20 protein-coding genes are annotated in these 25629 nt (G+C 70.8%); 13 read left to right on the top strand and 7 right to left on the bottom strand.

Annotated features, from left to right (window positions below; all coding sequences use genetic code 11):
- Positions 1-319: 319 nt before the first annotated feature.
- The gene (pcnB, locus tag D7Y13_RS15725) at positions 320-2053 is read left to right on the top strand and encodes a polynucleotide adenylyltransferase PcnB (RefSeq protein WP_120534527.1); all 1734 of its coding nucleotides are present in this window, start codon (positions 320-322) and stop codon (positions 2051-2053) included.
- Positions 2054-2143: 90 nt separating this feature from the next.
- On the opposite strand, the gene dinB is transcribed toward pcnB, so the two are convergent.
- Positions 2144-3346 carry a DNA polymerase IV gene (gene dinB, locus D7Y13_RS15730; protein ID WP_120583627.1) on the bottom strand — a complete coding sequence of 401 codons (1203 nt, stop codon included), beginning with the start codon at positions 3344-3346 and terminating at the stop codon, positions 2144-2146.
- A 41-nt stretch (positions 3347-3387) separates the two neighbouring features.
- Between dinB and D7Y13_RS15735 the strand changes: the two genes are divergently transcribed.
- Positions 3388-3801: a secondary thiamine-phosphate synthase enzyme YjbQ gene (locus tag D7Y13_RS15735; RefSeq protein WP_120534525.1), complete on the top strand. Its 414-nt coding sequence runs from the start codon at positions 3388-3390 to the stop codon at positions 3799-3801.
- Here the strand turns inward: D7Y13_RS15735 and D7Y13_RS15740 are convergent.
- On the bottom strand, positions 3782-4753 hold the full coding sequence (locus D7Y13_RS15740) for an RluA family pseudouridine synthase (protein WP_120583628.1): 972 nt from the start codon (positions 4751-4753) through the stop codon (positions 3782-3784). The two genes, D7Y13_RS15735 and D7Y13_RS15740, sit on opposite strands and share 20 nt — an antisense overlap.
- Positions 4750-5874, bottom strand: coding sequence for a serine/threonine-protein kinase (locus tag D7Y13_RS15745; RefSeq protein WP_120583629.1), 1125 nt, complete (start codon positions 5872-5874; stop codon positions 4750-4752). The genes D7Y13_RS15740 and D7Y13_RS15745 overlap by 4 nt, the downstream gene beginning before the upstream one ends.
- Positions 5875-6002: 128 nt before the next feature.
- Here D7Y13_RS15745 and D7Y13_RS15750 point away from each other — a divergent pair, with 128 nt between their 5' ends.
- Entirely contained in the window at positions 6003-7850 is a 1848-nt protein-coding gene (locus tag D7Y13_RS15750; protein ID WP_120583630.1) for a serine/threonine protein kinase, read from the top strand.
- Positions 7851-7896: 46 nt separating this feature from the next.
- Here the strand turns inward: D7Y13_RS15750 and D7Y13_RS15755 are convergent, their stop codons facing one another.
- Complete coding sequence (locus D7Y13_RS15755; protein ID WP_120583631.1) at positions 7897-9906, bottom strand: putative metal-binding motif-containing protein; 2010 nt, start codon at positions 9904-9906, stop codon at positions 7897-7899.
- On the bottom strand, positions 9903-10757 hold the full coding sequence (locus tag D7Y13_RS15760) for a tetratricopeptide repeat protein (RefSeq protein WP_120534520.1): 855 nt from the start codon (positions 10755-10757) through the stop codon (positions 9903-9905). The genes D7Y13_RS15755 and D7Y13_RS15760 overlap by 4 nt, the downstream gene beginning before the upstream one ends.
- A 139-nt stretch (positions 10758-10896) precedes the next feature.
- On the opposite strand from D7Y13_RS15760, the gene uppS reads away from it, so the two are divergent.
- From uppS to D7Y13_RS15810, 10 genes are all read left to right on the top strand, one after another.
- A complete protein-coding gene (gene uppS, locus D7Y13_RS15765; protein ID WP_120534530.1) occupies positions 10897-11691 on the top strand; it encodes a polyprenyl diphosphate synthase in 795 nt (264 codons plus the stop codon).
- Complete coding sequence (locus tag D7Y13_RS15770; RefSeq protein WP_120534519.1) at positions 11688-12518, top strand: phosphatidate cytidylyltransferase; 831 nt, start codon at positions 11688-11690, stop codon at positions 12516-12518. Before uppS ends, D7Y13_RS15770 begins: the two co-directional genes overlap by 4 nt.
- Before the next feature lie 84 nt (positions 12519-12602).
- Positions 12603-14234, top strand: coding sequence for an RIP metalloprotease RseP (rseP, locus tag D7Y13_RS15775; protein ID WP_120583632.1), 1632 nt, complete (start codon positions 12603-12605; stop codon positions 14232-14234).
- Positions 14235-14247: 13 nt separating this feature from the next.
- Positions 14248-14733, top strand: a complete 486-nt coding sequence (locus D7Y13_RS15780; protein WP_120534517.1) for a septal ring lytic transglycosylase RlpA family protein — start codon at positions 14248-14250, stop codon at positions 14731-14733.
- A 24-nt stretch (positions 14734-14757) separates the two neighbouring features.
- Entirely contained in the window at positions 14758-15492 is a 735-nt protein-coding gene (gene tsaB, locus D7Y13_RS15785) for a tRNA (adenosine(37)-N6)-threonylcarbamoyltransferase complex dimerization subunit type 1 TsaB (protein WP_120534529.1), read from the top strand.
- A 67-nt stretch (positions 15493-15559) separates the two neighbouring features.
- The gene (locus D7Y13_RS15790; protein ID WP_120534516.1) at positions 15560-16591 is read left to right on the top strand and encodes an aspartate-semialdehyde dehydrogenase; all 1032 of its coding nucleotides are present in this window, start codon (positions 15560-15562) and stop codon (positions 16589-16591) included.
- 127 nt (positions 16592-16718) lie between these two features.
- Positions 16719-17717, top strand: a complete 999-nt coding sequence (locus D7Y13_RS15795; RefSeq protein WP_120583633.1) for an MXAN_2561 family MXYO-CTERM-anchored protein — start codon at positions 16719-16721, stop codon at positions 17715-17717.
- Positions 17714-18433 (top strand): MXAN_2562 family outer membrane beta-barrel protein, encoded by a 720-nt coding sequence (locus D7Y13_RS15800; protein ID WP_120534511.1) that lies wholly within the window; start codon positions 17714-17716, stop codon positions 18431-18433. The genes D7Y13_RS15795 and D7Y13_RS15800 overlap by 4 nt, the downstream gene beginning before the upstream one ends.
- A 10-nt stretch (positions 18434-18443) precedes the next feature.
- Positions 18444-20249, top strand: coding sequence for a PKD domain-containing protein (locus D7Y13_RS15805; protein ID WP_120583634.1), 1806 nt, complete (start codon positions 18444-18446; stop codon positions 20247-20249).
- A gap of 105 nt (positions 20250-20354) precedes the next feature.
- Positions 20355-21017, top strand: coding sequence for a molybdenum cofactor biosynthesis protein (locus D7Y13_RS15810; protein WP_120534509.1), 663 nt, complete (start codon positions 20355-20357; stop codon positions 21015-21017).
- Positions 21018-21042: 25 nt separating this feature from the next.
- Here the strand turns inward: D7Y13_RS15810 and D7Y13_RS15815 are convergent, their stop codons facing one another.
- Positions 21043-21723, bottom strand: a complete 681-nt coding sequence (locus D7Y13_RS15815) for a hypothetical protein (protein WP_120583638.1) — start codon at positions 21721-21723, stop codon at positions 21043-21045.
- A 112-nt stretch (positions 21724-21835) separates the two neighbouring features.
- Positions 21836-25629 (bottom strand): ATP-binding protein (locus tag D7Y13_RS15820; RefSeq protein WP_341870417.1); only part of this gene is annotated, 3794 nt, incomplete at its 5' end.

Here is a 25629-nt window from a genome sequence, read left to right on the forward strand (position 1 = left end):
CTGGCAGGGGGCCCTTCGCGGGCAGCGGGGCGCCCCGGGACGACCCGGGCACCGGAAGGACACCCGGAGTCCGGCGGGCGGGCAGGGGGGCCCTGATGGACCCCGGACGTCCTTGAAGAATGTCCTTAAGCGCAACCCCCATGGGTGGGAGGATGCGTGATAGACGGCTGCCCTTCCGAGGCGAATGACGCGAGACCCGACCCATCCCCCGCCCCCAGGCGGAACGCTGCCAGCCGCGCCCGGAGACGACGCGCGCGGAGAGGCCTCCTTTGAGGCGGCAGCGGTGGAGTCCTCCGGGTCCGCGCACGAGGTTTTTTCTATGTCTTCCCCCCTGGACCTGACGGGCCAGGAGGAGCGCACCGCGGCCACCGAGCCGGCGGACTCCTCCGCGCGTCCCAGTGAACCTGAAGCCCGGGCCCCCGAGGCCCCTTCCGACAACGGCACCGAGCCCTCCTTCTCCGCGGAGGCGGGGGACGACGAAGGCTTCGATGACGACGACGACACCGAGGACGCCGGCCCGGTCGACCCCGAGGTGAGCGATGAAATCCGCCGCGCCACCGAGGCCCTGAAGGCCGCGGAGGCCGAGGACGCCCAGGCCGCCGCCGAAGCGGGCGACGAGGCCGAGGAGCCCGAGGCCGTCATCCTGGAGCCGGAGCCGGAGCCCGCGGCGAACGAGCCGGAGCTTCAGGCGCCCACCACCACGCGCACCGGCGAGCCGGCGGAGATCGACCCGGACGAGATGGATCCGGACGCGCTCAAGGTGGTGCTGCGGCTGCACCAGCACGGGCACCAGGCGTACCTGGTGGGCGGCTGCGTGCGCGACCTGCTCCTGGGCAAGAAGCCCAAGGACTTCGACGTGGCGACCAGCGCCCACCCGGGCGAGGTGCGCGCCATCTTCCGCAACTGCCGGCTCATCGGAAGGCGCTTCCGGCTGGCGCACGTGTACTTCAAGGGCGGGAAGATCGTGGAGGTGTCCACCTTCCGCGCGAACCCGACGGAGCTGGAGCCCGCTCCGGGCGCGGCGACGGACGAGGCGTCGGGTGAGGACCTGCTCATCACCCACGACAACGTCTTCGGCACCGCGCAGCAGGACGCGCGCCGCCGCGACTTCACCATCAACGGGCTGTTCTACGACGCGGCCGAAGGTCGGGTCATCGACTACGTGCGCGGTCGGCGCGACCTGGACGAGCGGTTCATCCGCACCATCGGCGACCCGGAAGTGCGCATGCGCGAGGACCCGGTGCGCATCCTGCGCGCGGTGCGCTTCGCGGCGAAGCTGGACCTGGACATCGAGTCGCGCACGTACGCGGCGATGGAAGGCGCGGTGGAGGACCTGCCGCGCTGCGCCCCCGCGCGCCTCCTGGAAGAGACGTTCCGGCTCATCCGCGGCGGCGTGTCCGCCCCGGCGCTGAAGCTGCTGGCGGCGCTGGACGCGCTGAAGCTGCTCTTGCCGCCGGTGGACGAGTACCTGCGGGAGAACGGCAAGGAAGGGGAGAAGACCTTCTACGCCTTCGCCCAGGCGCTGGATAAGCGCGTGTCGGCGGGCGAGGTGCTGGACGACGCCATCCTGCTGGCGACGCTGCTGGTGCCCATTGGCCGCACGCAGCCGGTGGAGGAGTCGCAGGACGAAAGCCGCGCGTCCGTCGCGCACGTCATCGAGGACCTGCTGGCGGGCTTCGTGGAGGCCGCGAGGCTGCCGCGCCGCATCGCCGAGCGCTGCCGCATGCTGCTCTTGATGCAGCGCACGCTGTCCGGGGAGCGCCGCAAGAAGACGGGCGCCTTCCGTCGCCACCCGCTCTTCAACGAGGCGCTGGCCGTCTTCGCGATGACGGTGGAGGCCACGGGCGAAGGGCGCGAGGCGCTGGAGGCGTGGCAGTCCGGAGAGGTGCCCCCGCAGCGCGCGAGCGCGAGTGGTGGCGCGGCGGACGCGGAAGGCCCCCGCCGCAAGCGCCGCCGTCGTCGTCGCCGTCGCACCGGCGGTGGGAGCGGTGAGGGCGGCTCGGGCGCGGAGCGTCCGGCGTCGTCCTCCGGTTCCAACGGCGGCGAAGGGTAGTCATCAAGGGGCCGGAGCGCTGCTTCAGCGCTTCTGCTTCGCTGCACCGGATGTCCGAAGCAGGCAGAAGGGCGCTGATGCCTCGCGCCCCTACCGCTTCGGCTTCTCCACTGGCCGCTCGGAGCGGTGGTCATCGTCGTCCGGCGCCTCCGCGCCCGCGATGTCCGCCATGGTGATGGCCTTGCTCCCGAAGCGCGCGGCGATGCGGTCCATCGCTTCATTGAGCTTCGACGTCTTCGGCACCGCCGCGGGGAACAACCCGAGCTGCGCCTCGTCCTCGTCCAACTGCACGCTGACGCCCGTGAGCCGCATCGGCTTGCCTTCGTGCGCGCGCTCCAGCAGCTCCAGCGCCGCGCGGTAGAGCACCTGCCCGTCGTCCGTCGCCTCGCGCAGCGTGGTGCGCCGGGTGATGAGCGTGAAGTCCGCGAACTTCAGCTTGAGCTGCACCACGCGGCCCTTCAGCGACGCCCGCCGCAGCCGCCGCGCCACCCGGAGCGCCTGCGCGTGCACGTGCGGCTTCAGCGCCTCCAGGCCCGTCAGGTCCTCCTCGAACGTGTCCTCCGCGCCCACGCTCTTGGCCGCCCGGTCCGGCACCACGTCCCGCGCGTCGATGCCGTGCGACAGCTCCCACAGGTGCTTGCCGCTGGAGCCGAAGCGCTCCTCCAGCCACCCCAGCTCCCGCGCCGCCACATCCCCGATGGTGGACAGCCCCGCGCGCTTCATCGCCTCTTCCGTCTTGGGCCCCACGCCCCACAGCCGCGACACCGGCAGCCCCGCCAGGAACGCCACCGTCTCCTCGGCCCGCACCTCGCGCTGATGGTTGGGCTTGGCCAGGTCGGAGGCAATCTTCGCCACGAACTTCGCCGTGGCGATGCCCGCGGACGCCGGCAGGTTCAGCTCGTGGGCAATCTCCTTGCGGATCCGCTTCGCGATGTCCGCCGCCGCGCCGAACAGCCCCACCGACGCCGTCACGTCCAGGAACGCCTCGTCCAGGGACAGCGGTTCGATGAGCGGCGTGTAGCGCTCGAAGATGGCGAACACCTGCTCGCTGGCCTCCGCGTAGGCGGAGAAGCGGGGCTTCACCACCACCGCGTGCGGGGCCTGCTTCACCGCGCGCGCCATGGGCATCGCGCTTCGCACGCCGAAGGGCCGCACCTCGTAGGAGGCGGCCACCACCACCCCCCGCTGTGCATGCCCGCCGACGATGACGGGCTTGCCCCTCAGGGACGGGTTGTCGCGCTGCTCGACGGACGCGTAGAACGCGTCCATGTCCACGTGGAGGATGGCTCGCATGGCGTGAGTCACTCTAGTGGCCCCCTCTGACAGCGCGGCCCATGAAGACCCTCACCGAATACCTCTGGTTCGAGACGAAGTCCCGGCGGGAGCTGGTGCGCCTCACCGACACCGTGGCGGCGCTGGTGAAGAAGAGCGGCATCCAGGAGGGCATGGTGCTGGTGTCCGCCATGCACATCACCGCGGGCGTCTTCGTCAACGACGACGAACCCGGCCTCCACGAGGACATCTGGGACTGGCTCCAGCACCTGGCGCCCTCCGGCCCCGACTACCGCCACCACCGCACCGGGGAGGACAACGGGGATGCCCATCTCAAATCCATGCTCGTCCACCATCAGGTGATGATTCCCGTCACCCTGGGCAAGCTGGACCTGGGCCCCTGGCAGCAGGTGTTCTACGCGGAGTTCGACGGCCAGCGGCGCAAGCGCGTCATCCTCAAGGTGATGGGGGAATAGCCCCGGCCGCACCCTCTGGCGCCGGAAACGTCAGGCCGTGTCGCCCCAGCTCCGCCACCAGGTCCTGGGGCAGGGGGCTCTCCACGCGCACGGGCTGCTTCGTGACGGGGTGGGGCACGGTGAGCGAGCGGGCGTGCAGGAAGAAGCGGCCCAGCTCCGGCGCCTCGCGGCCTCCGTAGAGCGCGTCCCCCACGAGCGGCGCGCCGATGCCCGCCAGGTGCGCGCGCACCTGATGCAGCACCCCGGTGAGGATTCTCACCTCCACCAGGCTGTAGTCCCCCGAACGGCCGAGCACCCGGAAGTGCGACAGCGCCTCGCGGGCATCCTCGGCGCCGTGGGGCGCGGGCTCCACGCGGTCCGGATGGCGCGGGTGGTGGCGCAGGGGGACCTCCACCTCGCCTTCATCCGCCAGCGGCCCCGTCACCAGCGCGATGTAGCGCTTGTCCACGGCGCGCTGGCTGAAGGACTCGCGCACGGCGGTCCACGCCTCGCGCGTGCGGGCCGCCGCCACCACGCCGGACGTCTCCACGTCCAGGCGGTGGCACAGGCCTCCCTCGCGCGGATCCTGGGAGGCCAGCGCGCACTCGGGGTAGCGGGAGACCAGCGCGTTGGCGACGGTGCCCGTCTCGCCCGGTTGCAGCGGGTGCGAGGCCCGGCCGGCGGGCTTGTCCACGAAGAGCAGCGAGGCGTCCTCGTGCAGGATGACCAGCGGGAAGTCCGCGTCGGGCACGGCCTCGCGCGTCGTCTCCTCCACCGTCACGGTGATCTGCTGGCCCTCGGCGACCATCAGGCCCTTCTTCGCGGGGCGGCCGTTGACGCGCACCTGGCCTTCGTCGAAGAGGCGCTTCATGCGCGCGCGGGACAGGCCCAGGGCCTCTCCCACGAACAGGTCCACGCGCTGGCCCGCCTTGGCGGCGTCCACGGTGAGGGTGTGCGTCGTCGCGGTGCTCACTCGGAGAGGGCCTCGTAGACTTCCTCGGCCGTCTGGAACCGGTCGTCCGGCTCCTTGCGGATGAGGCGATGGGCGACGCGCGCGAGCTGCGGGTCGCCATGCAGGTTGAGCGCGAGCAGCGGCGGTGCCTCCGTCTCCAGCACCTGACGCCACAGCTCGTGCGGCGTTTTCGCGTCAAACGGCGGACGCCCGCTGATCAGCTCGTACAGGATGACGCCCAGGCTGTACAGGTCCGAGCGCCCATCCAGCGGCTCCCCGAGAATCTGCTCCGGCGCCATGTACCGGTAGGTGCCCACGAGCTTGCCGTCCGCGGTGATGCCCGCGTCGTCGGCGAGGAACTTGGCCAGGCCGAAGTCCATCAGGCGCACCTGCCGGTCGTCGTCCACCATGATGTTGGACGGCTTCAGGTCGCGGTGCACCAGCCCATGGCCGTGGATGTACGCCAGCGCCTCGCACACCTGGAGCATCGCGTCCTTCAGCCGGCCCATGCGCTCCGGGCGGTTGAGGTCCGCCATGCGCGGTGGGGCGGCGTGCGCCTTGGCGGCCGGCTTGCGCGAAAGGTCGCGGCGCGGATCCACCGGAAGGTCGTCCGAATCCGAGTCCTCCCCCGCGCCGTGGAAGCTGGCCAGGTCCTCGCTGGGGGCCTCCTCCGCGAAGGCATTCAGGCCGAACGTGCCGTCCTCGTCGTCGTCGTCCACGACCGAGTCGTCGTCCGCGTCCTCGTCCGGGCCGTCCACGCTGCCGAAGTCGTCGTCCTCGGTGCGGCGGATGGACAGCGGCGCGCGAGAGAGCGGCGTGGCGGAGTGCAGTTCGCCCGCGCTCACGTCCAGGTAGTGGCGCAGGGTGAGCCCTTCGATGAGCTCCATGGCCAGGTACGGCCAGCCCTCGTGGACGCCGGCCTCGAAGACCTTCACGACGTTGGGGTGGGCAAGGTCCGCGAGGGTCTCGAATTCGCGCACGAGTCTCCGCGCGGCGCGGTCGTCCAGGGACGGACCCGTCGAAAGGAGCTTCAGCGCGACTTCGTCGTTCGTGCGGCGGTCCCGGGCCCGATAAACGGTCCCGGCCCCGCCACTGCCGAGCGTCTCCAACACGCGGTAGGGACCAATGGCCTTGGGGGGCATGGGAGCGCGGATCCTACGGAGCACGTCACCTGATGGTCAAACACCCGCACACACCTTGCGGGCCGGCGGACGCTCGACCCTCAAGGCCGTTTCACTTTTCCGGAAAACCGTGGGAAAGCTCGCCGTCAATGCAATTGGGGAAGTACCAGCTCGTTCGCAAGCTCGCCTCGGGAGGCATGGCGGAGGTGTTCCTCGCCAAGGCCGCCGGGCCGCGTGGCTTCGAGAAGACGCTGGTGCTCAAGCGCATCCTGCCGCACCTGGCGGAGGATGAGGCGTTCGTGGAGATGTTCCTGGGCGAGGCGAAGCTCGCCGCGCAGCTGGACCACCCGAACGTGGTGCAGATCTTCGACTTCGGCGAGGCCGACGGCAGCTACTTCCTGGCGATGGAGTACATCGACGGGCCCACGCTGCGCCGGCTCATCAAACGCTCCACGGAGCAGAAGGTGCCGCTGCCCGTGGCCCTGTGCGCGAAGATGGTGGCCTCCGCGGCGGAGGGGCTGGCGTTCGCGCACGAGCTGACGGACCCGGAGACGGGCGCGCCCCTGGGGCTGGTCCACCGCGACATCAGCCCGGAGAACGTGCTGCTGTCCCGGCAGGGCGCGGTGAAGGTGGTGGACTTCGGCATCGCGAAGGTGGCGGGGCAGAGCCACCGCACGCAGACGGGCGTGGTGAAGGGCAAGGTCGCGTACATGCCCCCGGAGCAGCTCCAGGCCCGGAACATGGATGCGCGCGTGGACGTGTACGCGCTGGGGATGGTGCTCTACGAGCTGCTCACCGGCCGGCGCCCCTTCGAGGCGGCGACGGAGGTGGGCATGATGCAGGCCATCCTCTTCGAGCCCTTCGTGCCCGCGGTGGAGCGCCGGCCCGACCTGCCCCCGGCGATGCAGCGCATCCTGGAGCGGGCGCTCGCGAAGGACCGGGAGGAGCGCTACCCGGACTGCCGCGAGCTGCAGGCGGACCTGGAGCGGTTCGTGCTGTCGCTGGGTGAGCCGGTGGGCGCGTTCCAGATTGCCCGGCTGGTGGCACAGGTGACGGAGAACGCCTCGGTGCCGCCCACGCCCGCGCGCGTGGACGCGAAGGCGCGGGAGACGGCGGTCCTGGGCGCGGAGGAGCCGGGGAAGGTGAAGCCCCGGCAGATGGAGGAGGCGCCGCGTGCGGCGGAGGCGTTGACCACGCCGATGCCTGTCCGCGAGGGCACGGCGTGGGCCGGGAAGGACGCGGTTCGCGCCCGGAACTCCGCGAGCGCGCCCGAGGACCTGCTGGGGGCCCCCGATGCGGCGACCGATCCCGCGACGCCGTCCGCAGGCAATGTCCTGGCGCGAGGGTCGTCGCCCGCGCGACCCTTGGCGGCTCCGCCGGCTTCCGTGCCTGCCGAGGCCGCGGTGCCCGCGAGCCCGGTGGGCAAAGCCGCTTCGCGACGTGGGGTGCTGGTGGCCTCGGTCGTGGCGCTGGGGGCGCTGGTGTCGGTGGGTGGCTGGGTCGTCCTCGGTTCGGACTCGAAGCCCGTGACGCCCGGGGTGAAGGGCGATGCGGCCTTGAAGGACCCGACGCCCACGGACGGGGTGCCGAAGGCGCCTTCTGTTCCCTCGGTCGCCCTGGTGGCCGTGACGGATGCGGGGAGCGAGGACGCAGGCGTTCCGGAAACGGACGCGGGTGCTCCAGCGAACGAGGCGGGGTCGACGGACGCTGTCGCGGAAGTGGCGCCCATGACGCCGGATGCGGGCAGCGTCCGGAAACCGATGAAGCCGCGCCCGCCGGTGGCCAGGGGGCGGGTGGAGTTCCGGATCCGTCCATACGCCACGGTGTTCCTGGATGGACGGAACCTGGGACAGACGCCGTTCGGTGCCGTGGAGACCACGGCGGGGGTGCATCAGGTGCGGGTCGTGAACGGTGACTTGAAGAAGGACGTGCGGCGGACCTTCGAGGTGAAGGCCGGACAGGACAACGTCTTCAAGCTCAACCTGCTGGCGGAGTGAACGCACGGGCCGGACAGGTGAGGCCCGGCGCGGCAGGTGGATGGCTTCAGGGGTGGAATCGCAGCACGGTGTTGTTGTCGCCAGCGGTCGAGATCAGGGTCGGAAGAGGTCCGTCCATGCTCATGAGGGCCTTGGTGCCCTCGTAGACCACCTGCCATGTGGTTCCGTTGAAGAAGTGGATGTTTCCTTCGGAAGAGGAAACGTAGACAGCGGAACGGCTGTAGGCGACGACATCCGTCAAGGTCACGAATGCGCCGACTGTGTTCGTCACGCGAGGCAGCATGCTCCACCCCCGGCGATCGCGCCTCAGCACGAGACCTTTTTCCCCCACGGCGTAGGCTTGCCGCGCGTCCACCACATCGACACCCCTGAGGAATCCGGAGCCGTTGGCGGCTTCACCCAGGTCTTCCTGGATCCATGCCCCCTCCGCGGGGCTGAAACGAAACGCCGCCGGGCTGCCCGATGCGTCCGAGGCACCCACGGCGAGCAGTGTGTCGGCGGTGCGATGGCCGTCCACCGCTCGGAGGTTGGCGGGAGCATCCGCGATCTCCAGGAGGTCACTTGAGGCATTGTACGGAGGCGACCAGCGGAACATCTTCCCGGTGTTTGCCACGGCATAGACCGTAGCGCCGACATTGGGGTCATCAATTCCCGTGACACCCGTGAAGGCTGGAGCGCCGGTCGCCTGGGGGGTGAAACACGGCGCATCCAAATTGGGCAAACGGGTCGACAGCCATCCGTTCGCACCGACGATGAAGACGCGACCGTCTTGGGCGGCCCAGGCAGCCTTCCAGTCTCTCTGACAAGAGCTGTCGGAATACTCCCGGCTGCTCGCGGTCGTATCGAACAGATGAACAAGCTTGTTCGTCCCCACGACCCAGGCCTTCTGACCCAGCTCGTATGTGGCAATCGAATTGAAACCCGTGGTCCCTTGGACACCCGTGTACACATCCCTTTGTAGGGGTCCACAGCCCTCGTCCACGCCTCCGGAGCAGTTGTTGTCCAGTCGGTCGCAGACTTCGGCGAGCCCGGTCGCTACGAAGACCGAACTTTCGTCACAGTCTGTGTTTGTCGAGACTGCGCCGGTTACAGGAGGGGTGCAACCCAGCCCCGCCTCTGTTCCTGCACGACCGTCGCCATCCTCGTCAACGAACCACTCCATGGGTTCCTGTGTCCTTTGGCAGCTTGCCTGGGACGGGCTCGCATCACATACCCTGGTTCCACTGCATTGAAACTCGGCAATGCAGTTGCTCCCGGTGTTGAAGTCCTCATCGGTGAAGCCATTGCAATTGTCATCCTTGCCGTCACAGCGGAGTTCCCCCTGGCCTGGCCGGATGGATGCATTCGTGTCGTCGCAGTCACCCCCTTCGCTGACTGCTCCGGCCGGTTGCGTGCAAACCTGGATGGCGGAAGACCCATATCCGTCCATATCGAGGTCCTGATACCAGGCCCGTCCATCCACGGCGTCCTTTTCGCCGTCGACGCAATTGTCATCCACGCCGTCGCAGCGCTCCGTGGCGCCTGGATGAATGGCGGCGTTCGCATCGTTGCAGTCGGAGCCTCCGCTGCTCTTGGCGACATATCCGTCGTCATCTGAATCGGTCGCCGCCAGTTCCAGTCGAACGTGGCGCACACGTCCCTTCGCCGCTGGGGCGGCATCGAGCGACTGCTTCGTCACCGCGACCGCGTCGCAGGTCTGCTCGAAGGCTTCCGCACCGAGTCGGAGGTTGCCCTCCCAGGCTTCGGACAACTGCACTCCGACGCGGAGGGTGTTTCCCGCCGCCGCCGTGGAAGGCCTGCCACTGACGAGGGTGGAGGCGCTTCGGGAGCCATCGGAAGTTCCCACGGTCACGCGGACGCAGCCCGGCTTGAAGCCCGTGGACTGGACCGTGAGTTCCATTCCGCGGTCGCACGCCTTATCCGCGCGCAGCACGCCATCCAAGGTCTGTGTCCCACGCCCCGCGCACAGTCGCTCCACCGCCAGTTGCTCCGCAGACGGCACGGTGCAGCCCACGCCCAGCCACACTCCGACCGCCACCGCGATCCAGGCCCTCACGGCGCGACCTCCGAAACCGTGGGCTCGCTCAGGAAGTACGCCGTGACCGCGCCCGCCGCCGCCGCCAACGCGGTGCCGAAGAGGACGTTCGCCACCACCGCCTGACCGCGTGCGTCCTCCAGGTGTCCGTCCACGGACGAGTCCAACGCCACCTCGCGCGCGGAGTTCACGTTGCCGCGCGACTGGAGCCCGAAGAGCGTCCCCGCGCCTCCCGCCGCCACACCCGTGCCCAGCAACACCCACGACAGCGCCGGCACCCGCCGCACCTGGGTCCGCTGCGCATCCACCCTCAGGTCCACGCCGGGCGAAGTCACGGGCGCGGAGGCGACAGGCCGCGAGGGCAACGGCGGAGGGGCCTCCACCGTTCGCTGCGCGGGCGCATCCGTCGGACGGGGCGGAACCTCCGGGGCCGGCACCGGGGCCGCCATCACCGGTCGTTCGCGCTGGACCTCCGCGCGCACCGCTTCGAAGTCGCCCTCCACCTTGGGAGACACCTTCACCGGCAGCTTCGCGTCCGGCGTCAGCCTCAGGCCCGCCCGGAACGACGCCATCGCCGCATCGCGCTGGCCCATGTCCGCCAACACGATGCCCTCATAGAGGGCCGCCGCAGCCCGCTCCGCGTCGGACCGGGCCAACCGCTTCGCCCGCGTCACCGCGGCCAGCGCCTGCTCGTACTCCAGGTCGTCATGGAGCCGGGCCGTCTCCGCCATCGCCGCCGTGAAGTAGTCCCTGGAGGCCGCCGGAGCCGAAGGACCCCCCGCCTGCCCGAAGGCCGGACCCACCCCGCAAAGGCACAGGCCCAGCAGGCCGCCGAGCAGCCGGAAAGAGGGCAAGGCATGAGGAGTTTTCATGGAAGACCACTCTAGCCGGCCCCCGTGTCCCGTCATGAACCGTTCAACCCCGGCAGGCGACCGGCCAGCGGGGGAGGGGGACCGGCCGGCCACGCGCCCGTGGACGCGACGCGGCGCCGCCGCTAGGGTGCGCGGCTTCATGGATCGCCCCACCGTGTTGCCCACCCCTCTCGAGGTCCAGGTCAAGGCCCGGCCTCTCCCGCGCCATGTGGGCATCATCATGGACGGCAACGGGCGTTGGGCGGAGCTTCGGGGCCAGCCGCGCCTGGAGGGCCACCGCGAGGGCAGTGTGAGTGTCCGCGAGGTGACGCGCACCGCCCGCCGGGTGGGCGTGCAGGCCCTCACCCTCTACGCCTTCTCCTCCCAGAACTGGGCCCGCCCCGCTGAAGAGGTCGCCGGGCTGATGGAGCTCCTGCGCGAGTATCTGGAGTCCGAGCGCGCGGAGATTTTGGACAACGGCATCCGCCTCAACGCCATCGGCGAGGTGGAGAAGCTGCCCCGCTACGTGAAGGAACCGCTGGAGCGGCTGATGGCCGACTCCGCGCACAACACGGGCATGGTCCTCACCCTGGCGCTCTCCTACGGCGGCCGCGAGGAGCTGCTGCGCGCCGCGCGCTCCCTGGCCGAGTCCGTGGCCCGCGGCGAGCTGGACCCCGCGAACCTGGACGCGAACGAGCTGGAGTCGCGGCTGTGGACCTCCGGGCTGCCCCCGGTGGACCTCGTGGTGCGCACCAGCGGCGAACAGCGCATCTCCAACTTCCTGCTCTGGCAAGTGGCGTACGCCGAGCTGTGCTTCACCGACGCCCTCTGGCCTGACTTCCGCACCGAAGAGTTCCTGCGCTGCCTGTCGCAGTACCAGGGCCGCGAGCGGCGCTTCGGGCTGACGTCCGCCCAGCTGAACCGGGACGAAACACCCCAGCGGGCCAAGGCGTGAACGAGAAGAACAAGAACCTCCTCATCCGGATCCTCACGGGCATCACCCTCCTGCCGCTGGTGCTCCTGCTGCTGTTCCTGGGCGGGTGGTACAGCGCGGTGCTGCTCGGCGCCGCCGCGGCCGTGTGCACCGGCGAGTACTACCTCATCACCCAGAAGCGCCTGGGCGCCGCCGCCTGGGTGGGCATGGCCGCCGCCTTCCTCATGCCGCTGCTGCCCCTGAAGGACGCCGCGCGCACGGGCGAGACGGCCTTCTGGGTGACATCCGTCTTCTTCTTCTTCGCGTGGATCTACAACCTGTTCCGGGGCGCGCTCGCGGAGGCTCCCACCCGGGCCGCGCACCTCGTGACGGGCTTCCTCTACGGCGCCATCGGCCTCACCGCGCTGTCCGCGCTGCGGCTGTTGCCGGAGCACGGCCTCGCGTGGGTCATCTGCGCGCTCACCATCACCTGGGCCAACGACACGCTGGCGTACTTCGCGGGCCGCTTCCTGGGGAAGCACAAGCTCTACCCCGCGGTCAGCCCGAACAAGACGTGGGAGGGCTTCTTCGGCGGCATGGTCGGCTCGGTGCTGGGCATGTTCATCGCCCGGGGCTTCTTCTTTCCCGTGTTCACCGTGTGGGACTGTGTGCTGCTGGGCTTCTTCGGTGGACTCCTGGGCCCCGTGGGCGACCTGTGCGAGTCCATGCTCAAGCGCGCCTACGGCGTGAAGGACTCCGGAAAGCTCATTCCCGGACATGGCGGCGTGTTGGATCGCATCGACGCGCTCGTGTTCAACGCGCCGCTGGTGTTCGTCTATGTGCAGTTCGTGAGGCACCTGTTGCCGTAAGTGCCCGTTTTCGCGCCTGCCCGTCTGCCGCGCGCCCGTCGTTGCGCGTTGTCCAGGTCGGTGGGCGCGATTACTGTTGGGCCCATGCTCCAGAACCTCGGGTTCTTCATCCTCCTGCTGGGCGTGCTCGTCACGGTGCACGAGCTTGGCCACTTCCTCGTGGCCAAGGCCTGCGGGGTGAAGGTCCTCAAGTTCTCCATCGGGTTCGGGCCGAAGATCATCGGCTTCACCAAGGGTGAGACGGAGTACCAGGTGGCCCTGCTGCCCCTGGGCGGCTACGTGAAGATGGCGGGTGACCTGCCCCACGAGGAGCTGCCGCCGGAAGAGGCCGCGCGCGGGTTCCTGGCGCAGCCCCCCTGGAAGCGCGGCCTCATCGTGCTCGCGGGCCCGGCCTTCAACCTGGTGTTCCCCATCTTCGTGTACTTCTTCGTCTTCCTGGGCCCCCAGGAGACGCTGTCCACGCGCGTGGGCATGGTGTCGCCGGACATGGCCGCCGCCGCCGCGGGCATGCGCCCCGGAGACCGCATCCTCAAGGTGGACGGCGAGCCGGTCCGCACCTTCGACGACATGCGCGACGCGTTCGTCGGCCGGTTCGAGCGCCCCGTGCCCATCACCCTGGAGCGCGACGGCCAGGAGCGCGTGGTGCAGGTGACGCCGGAGCGCAGCTCGGAGGTGTCCCCGGTGGACACCGTCGAGCGCGGGATGATTGGCGTGAGCCCCTATCCGCAGCCGCCGGTGGTGGGCGTGCTCGCGGGCTCGGCCGCGGCGAACGCGGGCCTCAAGAGCTTTGACCGGGTGCTGTCCGTCAACGGCGTGCACGTGCAGGACGAAGCGGCCCTGTACCGCGAGGTGGCCAAGGTGGCGGAGGGCACGCCGCTGGCGTTGATCGTCGCGCGCCTCCAGCCCGTCGCGGTGGGCGCCGTCTCCGGCCGGGTGCCGGAGGTGAAGCAGGTGACCCTGCCGCGTCAGGCCGGAGAAGGCCCCTCGGCGCTGGGCGCCGAGGCGGTGGACCTCTACGTCGCGACGGTGGCGTCCGGCAGCGTGGCGGAGGCCGCGGGCATCCAGCCGGGAGACCGCATCGTGGCCATCAACGGCACGCCGCTGAAGTCCTTCAACAAGCTGGCCACGGTGCTCAACGGCCTGCAGGCACAGCCCTTCACGCTCACGTGGCGCGGCGAAAAGGGCGAGCGCACGGAGAAGCTGGCGCAGGCGCCGCTCAAGACGCGCGACGACTACGGTCAGACCAGCGCCCCGCTGGTGTTCGGCGTGCGCCCGTGGAGCTACAGCAGCGCGGACCTGCCGCCGGTGGAGAAGGTGACCATCGACCTGGGCCCGGCGGCCGCCTTCAAGGAGGCCGCGCTCATCGTCCCGAAGATTGTCGGGCAGATGGTGCAGGTGCTGGGCGGGCTGGTGGTGGGCAAGGTGTCGCCCAGCACGATTGGCGGCCCCATCATGATGTACCAGCTCGCCGCGAAGAGCGCCGAGCAGGGCATGGACAGCTTTCTCAACCTGATGGCCATCATCTCCATCAACCTGGGCGTGATGAACCTCTTGCCCATCCCCGTGCTGGATGGCTTCCACCTGCTGTCCGCCGCGTGGGAGGGCATCCGCCGCCGCCCCATCCCCGTGCGCGTGCGCGAGGTGGCGAACATGGTGGGTCTGGCGCTGCTCATCTTGCTGATGCTGCTGGCCGTGACCAACGATGTGACCCGCTAACCAAGAGGTGATGATGCGAGGACGCACCGTGCTCCTGCTGATGGGGATGGGACTGTTCGCAGGCTGCGCGACACGCGCGACGAAGCCCCAGCCCCCGGAGACGGAATCGGGCTCGGGCAAGGACGACCCGAAGGTGACCCGCAGGGAGAAGATGCCCGGCAGCTACCTGGGCGAGGGCCTTGCGTCCTTCTACGGCCCCGGCCTCCATGGCCGGCCCACCGCCAGCGGGGAGAAGTTCAACCAGAACGCGATGACCGCGGCGCACCGCACGGCGCGCTTCGGCTCCTGCGTGAAGGTGCTGAACATGGAGAACGGCCGCCAGGTGGAGGTGCGCGTCAACGACCGCGGCCCCTTCGTGGACGGTCGCATCATCGACCTGTCGAAGGCCGCCGCGAAGACCCTGGGCATGCTGGACAAGGGGCTTGCGCGCGTGCGGCTGTACCGGTGCGGCGTGCGCGTGTCAGAAGTGCCGCTGGACCTGTGGGCCATTCCGGCCTGAGAGACGAAGGAAGGGACGTTGCCCGTGTTGCTCGCGCTGGACACCTCCACGCTGACGCTGTCGCTCGCCCTGGTGGACCGCCAGGGGGACGACGTGCGCACGGTGGAGCACGTGGTGGTGCTTCCTCCGGAGAAGCAGAGCGAGGCCCTGCCCGGCGTCGTCGGAGAGCTGCTCGCGCGCCACGGCCTGAAGCTGACGGACCTGGAAGGGCTGGCGGTGGGCCTGGGGCCAGGGTCCTTCACCGGCCTGCGCATCGGGCTCGCCACGGTGAAGTCGCTCGCGTACGCCACGGGCCTGAAGGTGGCCGGCGCGTCGTCGCTGGCGGCGGTGGCGCTGGAGGGGCCGGAGGGCGTGCCGCTGTTCTGCCTCGCCGTGGCGCGCCGGGATGACCTCTACCTGGGGGCCTACCGCCGCACGGGCCACGCCGTGGAGGCGCTGGCGCCGGAGACCGCCATGTCGCCGGAGGAGGTGGCGCAGCGCATGGCCGCCGAACCCGAGGCGGTGGCGCTGGGGCCGGCGCTGACGGACTACCGGCAGGCCCTGGAGAAGCACGGGGTGTCACCCCACCGGCTCTTGTCCGGGCCCGCCTTCCCGTCCGCGGTGCAGGTGGGCCGGCTGGCGCGGCTGCCGGACGCCTATTCGATGCAGGCCCTGTTCGCGCTGGAGCCGCACTACGTCCGGGCGTCGGAGCCGGAGCGCAACCCCAAGTTCCCGCCGCTGCCGGGCCCCGCGCCCACGTCGCGGCTCAAGGAAGACTGACCGCTTTTCAGAAGGGCCCCGCGCGTCGTGCTCGCGCCCCTGGGGGCGGTGGCGTAAAGGAGCCCTCATGAAAGAGAACCTTCAAATCGCGGTGGTGGGTGCCACGGGCGTGGTGGGCCGCGAGGTGCTGGCCGCGCTGTACGCGCGCGACGTGCCCATGGAGCAGGTGCGGGCCTTCGGCTCGGAGCGCTCCAAGGGCCTGGAGGTGGAGTACGGCGAGGACACGCTGGAGGTGGAGCTGGCCTCGCCGGATGCCTTCAAGGGCATCCACCTGGTGCTGCTGGCCACGCCCGCGGAGGCCTCCCGCACGCTGGCCCCGGCCGCGCAGGCCGCGGGCGCCTGGGTCGTGGACGCGAGCAACGCCTTCCGGAGCGACGGCAACGTGCCCCTGGTGCTGCCGGGCTTCAACACCGAGGCCCTGGGGCCGGGCTTCACCTTCAAGGGCCGGGTGGTGTGCCTGCCGGGCATCGTCACCAGCGCCACGGTGCACCTGGTGGAGCCCCTGCGCCGCGCGTTCGGCGTGGTGCGCGCGCAGGTGACGGCGCTGATGGGCGCCTCCAGCGCGGGCGTGCGCGGCATCTCCGAATTGGAGAAGCAGACCGCGGATTTGTTGTCCGGCCGGGAGCCGGAGCCCCAGGCCTTCCCCCACCGCGTGGGCTTCAACCTGGTGCCCCAGGTGGGCGGCTTCATGGTGAACTCCCCCTGGACGGAGGAGGAGGGCGGCTGGACGCTGGAGGCCGCGCGCCTGTTCGCCGCCCTGGGCGAGGTGCCCGTCCTGGCCGGCACCGCCGTGCAGGTGCCCACCTTCCACGGCCACGGCCTCACCGTGAACGTGCAGCTCAAGAAGCCCGGCCCGGTGGAGCAGGTGCGCGCCGCGCTGAAGACGTCCCCGTCCCTCAAGGTGCTGGACGCCCCGGGTGAGCGCATCTACCCCATGCCCATGCTGGTGATGGCCGACCCCGCCATCCATGTGGGACGGGTGCGCGCCTTTCCCCAGGCCCCGGAGTGGGTGACCCTCTTCGCGTCGGTGGACAACGCCGGCCGGGCCGCCGCCCAACTGGTGGAAGCCGGCCTCAAGCTCACCGAACGCCCCTCCTGACAATTTGGCACGGCCCCTGGGGACGGCGTGTCTGTTTGGCGCGCGAACCCGGGGCTTTTGCTGCTGAACGGGCCATCCGGACGGGGGTTGTCGGTGGCCCCGCGCTTGCTAGCCTTCCGACCCATCCATGCGCCTTCCTCTTGTCGCCCTCCTGCTCTTCGCCCTCCCGGCCGTGGCCCAGACGGGGACGGCGGTGAATTTCACCACGACGTCCACCTCCAACAACAACACGGTGGTCACGTCCCGGGATGAGTGCACCACGACGCTGCGCTTCAGCTGGAGCCGGACCGGGACCCTGTGCAACGGAGGAACCGTCTACCTCTATGTCACCTCTGGGAGCTGCGGGGGGTTGGCACCCGTGGCCACGGACCTGACCCTGGATACCGTCACGGGGAACACCACGACCTCGGGGGTCGTGAGCTTCTCCATGAGCCAGGTGCTGGCCAGGCAGACAGGGGCGCCGACCTGCGCCACGCAGGAGAAGGAGGTCAGCTTCAAGCTGTGCGCCATCACGCCCACCATCTCGGACTCCGTCCTCCAGACCTGCTCGGCGACCTACTCCAGCATCGGGGCACCGGCCTTCACGCTGACCTATGACCCGGAGGCGCCCTCGGCGCCCTCGATTGGCAAGGTCATCGCCCGGGACTCGGCGCTGTCGGTCCAGGTGGACAACGTGGAAGAAGACTCCAACGTCATCATCGAGCTCAACGCCATCTTGAAGGCGGACGCTGGCATCCCGGAGGAGGACGCGGGCACGGACGCCGACGCGGGCACGGACGACGCGGGCACGGTCGCCGACGCGGGCACCACCCCCGTGGGGGAGTCCGAGGGTCCCACGCTCCGCTTCAACAAGGCGGCGGGCGAAGGCAACGTGGTGGCGACCGGGTTGATCAACGGGGTGACGTACCGGATCCGGGCGAAGCTCGAGGATGAGGCGGGCAACGTGAGCGAGGCTTCCGCCGTGGTGGAAGGCACGCCCGTGAAGAGCAATGGGTTGTTCGACGCGTACAAGGACGCCAACGGCCAGGAACAGGGCGGTTGTGCTTCGACCGGCGGAGGCCTCGCGGGTGGCGCGGTGCTGGCCGCGCTGGGCATCTGGCTTTCGTCTCGGAGGAAGGTGTCATGAGCAGCACGGCAGTGGGCCTGGGAGTCGCGGCGCTTCTCTTGGCGGTTCCGGCGGTGGCGCAGGAGGTGACGATCCCCACGCGCTCCCCGCGCACTGGCGCGATCATCTTCCGCGGTGGCGGCTACAAGCCGCGCATCGACTACGAGAAGGGCCTCACCGACACCCCGTACAAGAACACCTTCGGGGATGAGTCGCTGCTGCTCGTCGAGTTGGAGCTGCAGCGCTTCTTCTACCAGGGCATCGGCACGGCGGGTCTGGGCCTGTCGGTGGGATACGGGGAGAAGTACGCGAACGCGGTGCTCGCGGACGGAGGCGGCGAGGCGGCGGACAAGGCGGCCCTGAAGGTGCTGCCCCTCCAACTGAACGCCTTCTACAAGTTCGACTACGCGGCCTTCAAATGGGGCGTGCCGCTGGTGCCGTACGGCAAGCTGGGGCTCGTCTATTCGCCGTGGTGGATGACCAAGGGCAGCTCCACCGAGGTGGTGGGCCTGGACACGGGCAAGGGCGGCAAGTGGGGCTACGCGGCGACCGCGGGCGTGTCGTTCCTCCTGGACGTGCTGGAGCCGCGCTTCGCGCGCGACTTCGACTCCGACCTGGGCGTGAACCACTCGTACCTCTTCGCCGAGTACACCTACGCGGAAGTGAACAACTTCGGCGGCGCCGGACTGAACCTGGGCAGCCGGCGCTGGATGTTCGGTCTGGCGTTGGATTACTAACGGAACGCCCATGGCGTCCCGTCCCCGCGCGCTCCCGTCTTTCCTGCCGCTCCTCCTGTTGACGGTCGCCGTGGGGCTCGTGGCCCCCGGCTGCCGGAGCGTGAGGCCCGACCTGGGCCCGGAGCGGACGCTGGAGGCGGGCGTGCCGGAGTCCTTCGGCTCGCAGAACGCGAAGGCGCCCAGCGTCACCTGGGACTTTGGTGACGGAACGCCGCCCCAGACAGTGGCGGGCGTGCGCCACGCGTGGGACGTGGCGGGCCGCTACACGGTGCGCGCGCTGGACGGGGAGAAGGAGCTGGCCCGCGTCGTGCTCACCGTGGTGCCACGCCCGGTGCTGCGCGCGGTGCCCGAGGATGCGCAGACCGTGCTCTATGTGCCCCGCCTCCGCGGCAACGTGGAGGGGCTGGTGGATTTCTACGAGCGGCTGGTCGGCTCGCGCAACGCGCGGAGCACGCTGGAGGAGGCGCCGCTGGTGCCGCTGCTGCTGCGCAGCCTGGCGGGGGGCCCCACGGTGGTGGATCCCGAGGAGGGCTTCGGCTTCTTCCTGCTGCCGGACTTCGACGGCGTGGTGGCGCTCCTGGGCGTGACGGACATGCGCGCGGCGCTGGAGGCCGTCTCGCGCGAGCTGCGTGGCGCGGGCCACCGGGTGCTGCCCCAGGAGGACGGCAGCGCGCGCGTGGATCCGGTGGACGGCGGGCGCTCGATGCTGCTGTTCGCGGACCGGGGCTACGTGTACCTGGCGGTGCCGGACTCCCCGGACGCGCCCGAGCCCGGGGAGACGGTGAAGGCGCTGGCGGTGGAGTCGCCGGACGTGAACGTCGTGCGCCGCCGGGTGGAGGCGCTGTCGGGGCCGGGCGTGTCGGAGAACGCGCTGCTGGCCGAGCTGCGCGGCAAGGTGCGCGACGGCAGCGTGTTCCTCTTCTCCGCGCCGCCGGTGCCGGAGGCGGAGAAGGAGGACATGCCGGTGCGCGGCTTCTTCGGCTCGCTGGCGGTGCAGGCGGATCAAGCGGAGCTGGATGGGTTCCTGTCGTCGTCCCGGCCACTGCTGGGCACGGCGCGGGGCCCGGCCTCGGCGCTGCTCGGGCGCGCTGCGGCGGGGCCGGTGGCGGCGGCGCAGTTGTCCGTGCCCCCGGAGGAGCTGGCGCGGCTGGTGTTCGGCTCGCCGGATTCTCCCCGGCGCCAGCGGACGCTGGAGCGCTGGCGCACGCAGGGGCTGGACGCGGAGGCGCTGTTGAAGGCGCTGCGCGGGGACGTGGCGATGCTCGTCTATTTCGACGCGGCGGCCTTCTTCAAGAGCTTCATCCGCGACCAGCGCCCGGCCCCCAAGGGGACGGTGGTGATGGAGGCGGGGCTCACGTCACTGCCTCCGGTGCTCCAACTGGTGCAGAAGCAGCTGCAGGACAACGGGCTCGTCTTCCAGAAGGAGACGCAGGGCAGCACCACGCGCTTCCGCACGCGGCTCCAGGAGCAGCCGGTGACGCTCTCGCTCAGCCCGGAGCGCGCCACGCTGGAGGCGGGCGAGGTGCTCTCCGGCCGCGAGACGGGAGACGTGGGCGCGACGCTGCGCACGCGCTTCGGCGGGGATGCGTTCGGTCCGGGCCACCTGTCGCTGATGGTGGACCTGGGCCGGCTGCGCTCGGACCTCGCGGGCGCGCGCTCGGTGCCGGGCGTGGGGCAGGGGCAGCTGCTCGCGAGCCAGGTCTTCGTCGGCGCGCTGCTGGAGCGGCTCACCCCGCTGGAGTACGGGTTCCTCGACTTCGCCCCGGCGGAGGGTGGGGGCCGGCTCCAGGGCCGCGTCGTGTTGCGCGAGCGCTAGTCCGCGAAGGTTCGCCAGGCCGAACTGGCGGGCCCGGCGAAGCGCCCCTGCTTTCGTGTTGGAACGCGGGGCTCCCGGTCGGGAGCCCAGGAGGACCTTCAGGCCATGTCCGTCACGGTGCTGTACTTCGCCGCGGCCCGCGAGCGCGCGGGCGTGTCGCGGGAGTCCCTGGACGTGCCCGAAGGGGCGCGCGTGTCGGACGTGCTGGCGCTGCTCGCCGCGCGGCACCCGGCGCTGACGCCGCTGCTTCCGCACCTGCGCGTGGCGGTGCAGCAGCAGTTCGTGGGGGCGGATGCCCCCGTGCCCCAGGACGCGGAGCTGGCGCTGATTCCGCCCGTGGCCGGAGGCTCGCCGGGCCTCTTCGCGGTGGTGGACCGGCCGCTCGTCCTGGCGGAGGTCGTGGACGCGGTGGCGGGCGAGTCCCGCGGCGGGCTGGTGACGTTCTCCGGGGCCGTGCGCAACCAGACGAAGGGCCGGCGCGTGCTGCGGCTGGAGTACGAAGCCTACGCGCCCATGGCGGAGGCGAAGCTCGCGGAGATTGGCCAGGAGGTCGCCCACCAGTGGCCGGGCACGCAGCTGGCCATCGTGCATCGCGTGGGCACGCTGGTGCCGGGCGAGCTGGCCGTCGTCATCGCCGCGGCGTCCGCGCACCGCAAGGAGGCCTTCCGGGGCTGCGAGCACGCCATCGAGCGGCTCAAGCAGGATGTCCCCATCTGGAAGAAGGAGTTCTTCGAGGACGGCGAGGTGTGGGTGGGACTGGGGCCCTGACGCGGCCCCAGACGCCACGAGACGCCTACTGCACGCCCAGGCTCGCGGGCACGGTGACGCGCGCGCCGCCGTCCTGCTGGCGCGCGGCCTTCTCCTCGGCGGACAGCGGCTTCATCGGTTGATCCAACCCGAGCGCCTTGCGCCGTGCCTCCTCCTTGTCGTGGGCGGACTGGAGCGCGCGCGCGTTGCTCGCGGCGATGCGCTGCGGATCCGGCCCCATGGTGAGGAAGGCGATGGGCGCGCTGAGAAAAAGGAGGGCCGCGATGATGATCCACGCCACGTCGCGCACGCGGAAGCGGTCCGCGCGCTCCTTCACCACCGAGGGCGCCACGAGCAGCCGCAGCTCTCCCTCCACGAGCCGCAGCGTCATGCCCTCGCGCAGCTCCAGCGACATGCGGCCGGGCGCGCCCGTGAGTTCCTCCGGGCCCACCGTGTGGAAGTCATCGCCCTTGAGGCTTTTCTCCACGTGGGCCGACGGCGGCACATGGATGCGCCAGCCCTTCGCGGTGCGCTCGGCCAGGAGGAAGGGCTCCTCCGGCAGGGTGAAGCCGTAGAGGGGCAGGGGGGCCGTCTCGTCGGGCGCGGCGTGGACCTGGCGCAGCTCGGGGCCATAGCTCCAGGCCTCCGCCAGGGAGGTGCCCCAATACAGCTCGCAGAAGAGTCCGCCGTCCGCCAGGTTGGCGGAAGGCGCGGGAACGGTGGCCATGTCGGGCCGGAGCATAAGGCCTTCGCTCCCTCCGGGCCCGGCTTCCTGCTCCGGGTCGTCCCCTGGCGGACGTCGCTCGCGCCCGGTTGCCCGCCAGGGAGGCGGCCCTGGCTCAGGCTCCCGTCAGGTCCTTGAGCAGCGTCTCCAGCGTCTCGAAGTGCAGCGGCTTCACCAGGTGCGCGTCGAAGCCCGCGGCCTTGGAGCGCAGGCGGTCCGACTCCTGGCCATAGCCCGTCACCGCGACCAGCTTCATCGCGCGGGGCTCCTCCTGCTGCCGCAACAGCCGCGCCAGCTCGTAGCCGTCCATCACCGGCAGGCCGATGTCCAGCAGGGCGATTTCGGGGCGGAAGCCCTTCGCGGCCTCCAGGCCACTGGGGCCGTCGTAGGCCACGCGCGTGTCGCAGCCGAGGAACGCCAGGGATTCGGAGAGCACGTCCGCCGCGTCCTTGTTGTCGTCCACGATGAGCACGCGCGCGCCCACCGCGACGGGCTCCTGGGGCGTCAGGGCCCCGGGCTGCGGCGCGGGCAGCGCGGCGGGGACGCGCGCCTCCAGCGCGGGCAGGCGCACGGTGAAGGTGCTGCCGCGTCCACGGCCCGCGCTCTGGGCGCTGATGGAGCCCTCGTGCAGCGTCACCAGGCTCTTCGCGATGGCGAGCCCCAGCCCGAGCCCGCCCTGGGAGCGGTCCAGGGCCTGGTGCTCCTGCACGAAGAGGTCGAACACGCGCGGCATCATCTCCGGCGCGACGCCCACGCCGGTGTCGCGCACGCTCACCACCAGCTCCTGGCCCTCGCGCGAACCCGTCACCGCGATGAAGCCGCCCGGCTCGGTGTACTTCGCGGCGTTGGTGAGCAGGTTGGCGAACACCTGCGCCAGCCGCGTGGGGTCCCCGTCCAGGTCCGTGCCGTGCTCGGGCAGGTCCACCTCCAGCATGTGCTGGCGCTGCTCGATGAGGGGGCTGGTCTGTTCAATCGCCTTGGCCAACACGTCGGTGAGCGTGGTGCGCTCGCGCTTCAGGGTGACCTTGCCCCGGGTGACGCGGCTGACGTCCAGCAGGTCGTCCACCATCCGCACCAGGTGCGTCACCTGCCGCTCGATGAGCGTGCGTTCACGCTCCGCGGCGGTGTCGCCCCTCAGGCGCATGAGCTGGAGCGCGGTGAGGATGGGCGCCAGCGGGTTTCGCAGCTCGTGGCCGAGCATCGCCAGGAACTCGTCCTTGGCGCGGTTGGCGGCCTCCGCCTCGCGCCGCGCGGTGGCCAGCTCCGTCACGTCGAAGACCACGACGACGATGGCCTCCACCTGCCCCCGGGCGTCGCTCATGGGCTGGTAGACGAAGTCGAAGAAGATCTCCTGCGCGTGGTCCGGGGCGTGGTTGAAGACGACGCGCACGGAGCGGCCGATGAAGGGCTCGCCCGTCGTGTACACGCCGTCCAGCAGCTCGTAGATGCCCTGGTGGGCCAGGTCCGGCAGGGCCTCGCGGATGCCCTTGCCCATCACGTCGCGGTGGGCGATGAGCCGCAGGTAGTTCTGGTTGGCGAACTCGTAGACGTGCGTCGGTCCGCGCAGGATGGCGATGCCCACGGGGGCGTGCTGGAAGATGCGCGCCAGCCGCTCCGAGTGCGCGGCCTCCAGCGTGCGCAGCCGCGAGCGGGTGATCTGCGCGGTGACGCGCGCGAGCAGCTCCCGGGTGGAGAACGGCTTCACCAGGTAGTCGTCCGCGCCCGCGTTCAGGCCCTCCTCCTGTGCCTCCTCGCCCGCGCGCGCGGACAGGAGGATGACGGGCACGTGCCGGGTGCGCTCGTCGGCGCGCAGGGCGTGCAGCAGTCCGAAGCCGTCCAGGCGCGGCATCATCACGTCGGTGAGGATGAGGTCCGGGGGGCGGGCGAGCGCTGCCTGGAGCGCGGCCTCGCCGTCCGCCACCGCCTCCACCGTCCAGGTGGTTCCGAGCAGCCGGCCCACGTAGTCGCGCATGTCGGCGTTGTCGTCCGCGAGCAGGATGCGCGAGCGCTCCACCGGCCCCAGCGCGGAGGTGTCGACGCGCGTCGCGGGCGCGCCGTCTTCTCCCAGCGCGGGGGAAGCTCCGGGCAACCAGCCCAGGGCGTCGCGCACGTAGGGGTCCGCGCCGGCCAGGGGCGCGCGGTGGTGCCGTGCGGACGTCACCTGCTCCCTGGGCAGGTGCGCGAAGCCCGCGGGGATGCGCACGGTGAACGTCGTGCCCCGGTCCACCTCGCTGCGCACGGCGAGGGTGCCCCCGTGCAGCCGCACCAGCTCGTGCACCAGCGCGAGCCCGATGCCGGAGCCCTCGTGGGAGCGCGCGCGGGCGTTCTGGATGCGGTGGAAGCGCTCGAAGAGGCGGGGCAGTTCGTGCGGGGGGATGCCGGTGCCGGTGTCGGTGACGCGCAGCTCGGCGTGTCCGTCGTGGAAGCCCTGCGCCACGGTGATGCTGCCCGTGAAGGTGAACTTCAGCGCGTTGGACAGCAGGTTGAGGACGATCTTCTCCCACATCTCGTGGTCCACCCAGACCGGCTCCGGCAGGGGAGGACAGTCGACGTCGAGCACCAGTCCCGCGCGCTCGACGGCGGAGCGGAAGGCGCTGGCGAGCCCCGCGGTCAGGGTCGAAAGGTCGGTGGGCTCATACGCGGCCTCCACGCGGCCGGCTTCGATGCGCGCGAAGTCCAGCAGCATGTTGACCAGCTTGCGCAGGCGCACGCCGTTGCGGTGCACGATGTCCAGCGCGTCGCCCTGGAGCGCCCGCGCGGGGCTGGCGAGCGCGTCCTCGGTGGGGCCTAGCAGGAGCGTGAGCGGCGTGCGCAGCTCGTGGCTGATGTTGCTGAAGAAGGCCGTCTTCGCGCGGTCGAGCGCGGCGAGCGCCTCCGCGCGCTGGCGCTCCTCTTCGTAGGCGCGCGCGTTGGAGAGCGTGGACGCGACCTGTTCGGCGGTGAGCTGGAAGAACGTGTGGTAGCGCGCGTCGAGCAGGCGCCGGGGGCTCACGCCGCTGACGAGGAAGCCATGGGGCCGCGACTGTCCCGGCCGCGCCAGCGCGCGCACCACCGCGAGCGTGGGAGGGCTGTTCCAGCGGCCTCCGGGCAGTGCTCCCAGGCGTCGCGGCAGGTCCTTCATGATCACCGCTTCGCCGGTGTCGGCGGCCTGGGCGAAGGGCCAGCCCGCGTCGCCCGCGTCGGTCAGCGACTGCTTCAGGGGCAGCGCGGACAGGGTGTTTTCGGGCAGCAGGGTGCTGCCCACGCGGTGGGCGGTGAGACCGTCCTCGCCCAGCAGGTAGAGCAGGGCGAAGGGCAGGTCCAGGTCATTGGCTCCGAGCACGTCCAGGACGACGCGGGAGGCCTGCTCGGGGGACTTGGCGTCGGCGGAGCGGGCCGCCAGGTCGCGCAGCATGCGCAGCTGCCGGTCGTGCTGCACCTCTTCGGTCGTCTCGCGCACGGTGACGAGCACGCCGCCCACGCCGCCCCGTTCGTCGGGGACGGGGCTGTACGAGAACGTGTGGAACGTCTCCTCCATGAACCCGCGACTGTTGATGAACAGGGGCAGGTTCTCGTTCCAGGTGGCGGGCGCGCCCTCGAGGACGCCCCGCGCCATGGGACCGACGACGTCCCAGATCTCCTTCCAGACCTCTTGGCCGGGAGCGCCGAGGGAGCCGGGGTGCTTGTGTCCGAGCACCGGCCGGTAGGCGTCGTTGTAGATCTGGATCATCTCCGGGCCCCACCACATGAGCATGGGGAACCGGTTGTTGAGCACCACGCCCACCATCGTCTTCAGGCTGATGGGCCAGTCGCGTGAAGGACCCAGCGGCGTCTGGGACCAGTCCAGCGAGCGCACCAGCTCCCCCATCTCACCGCCGCCCGCGAAGTGGCGTTCCTCGGAGGGAGTGGGGGACAGGGGCTGTATCTTAT

Origin of the sequence: Corallococcus praedator, from assembly GCF_003612125.1 — a bacterium.
GTDB lineage: Bacteria > Myxococcota > Myxococcia > Myxococcales > Myxococcaceae > Corallococcus > Corallococcus praedator.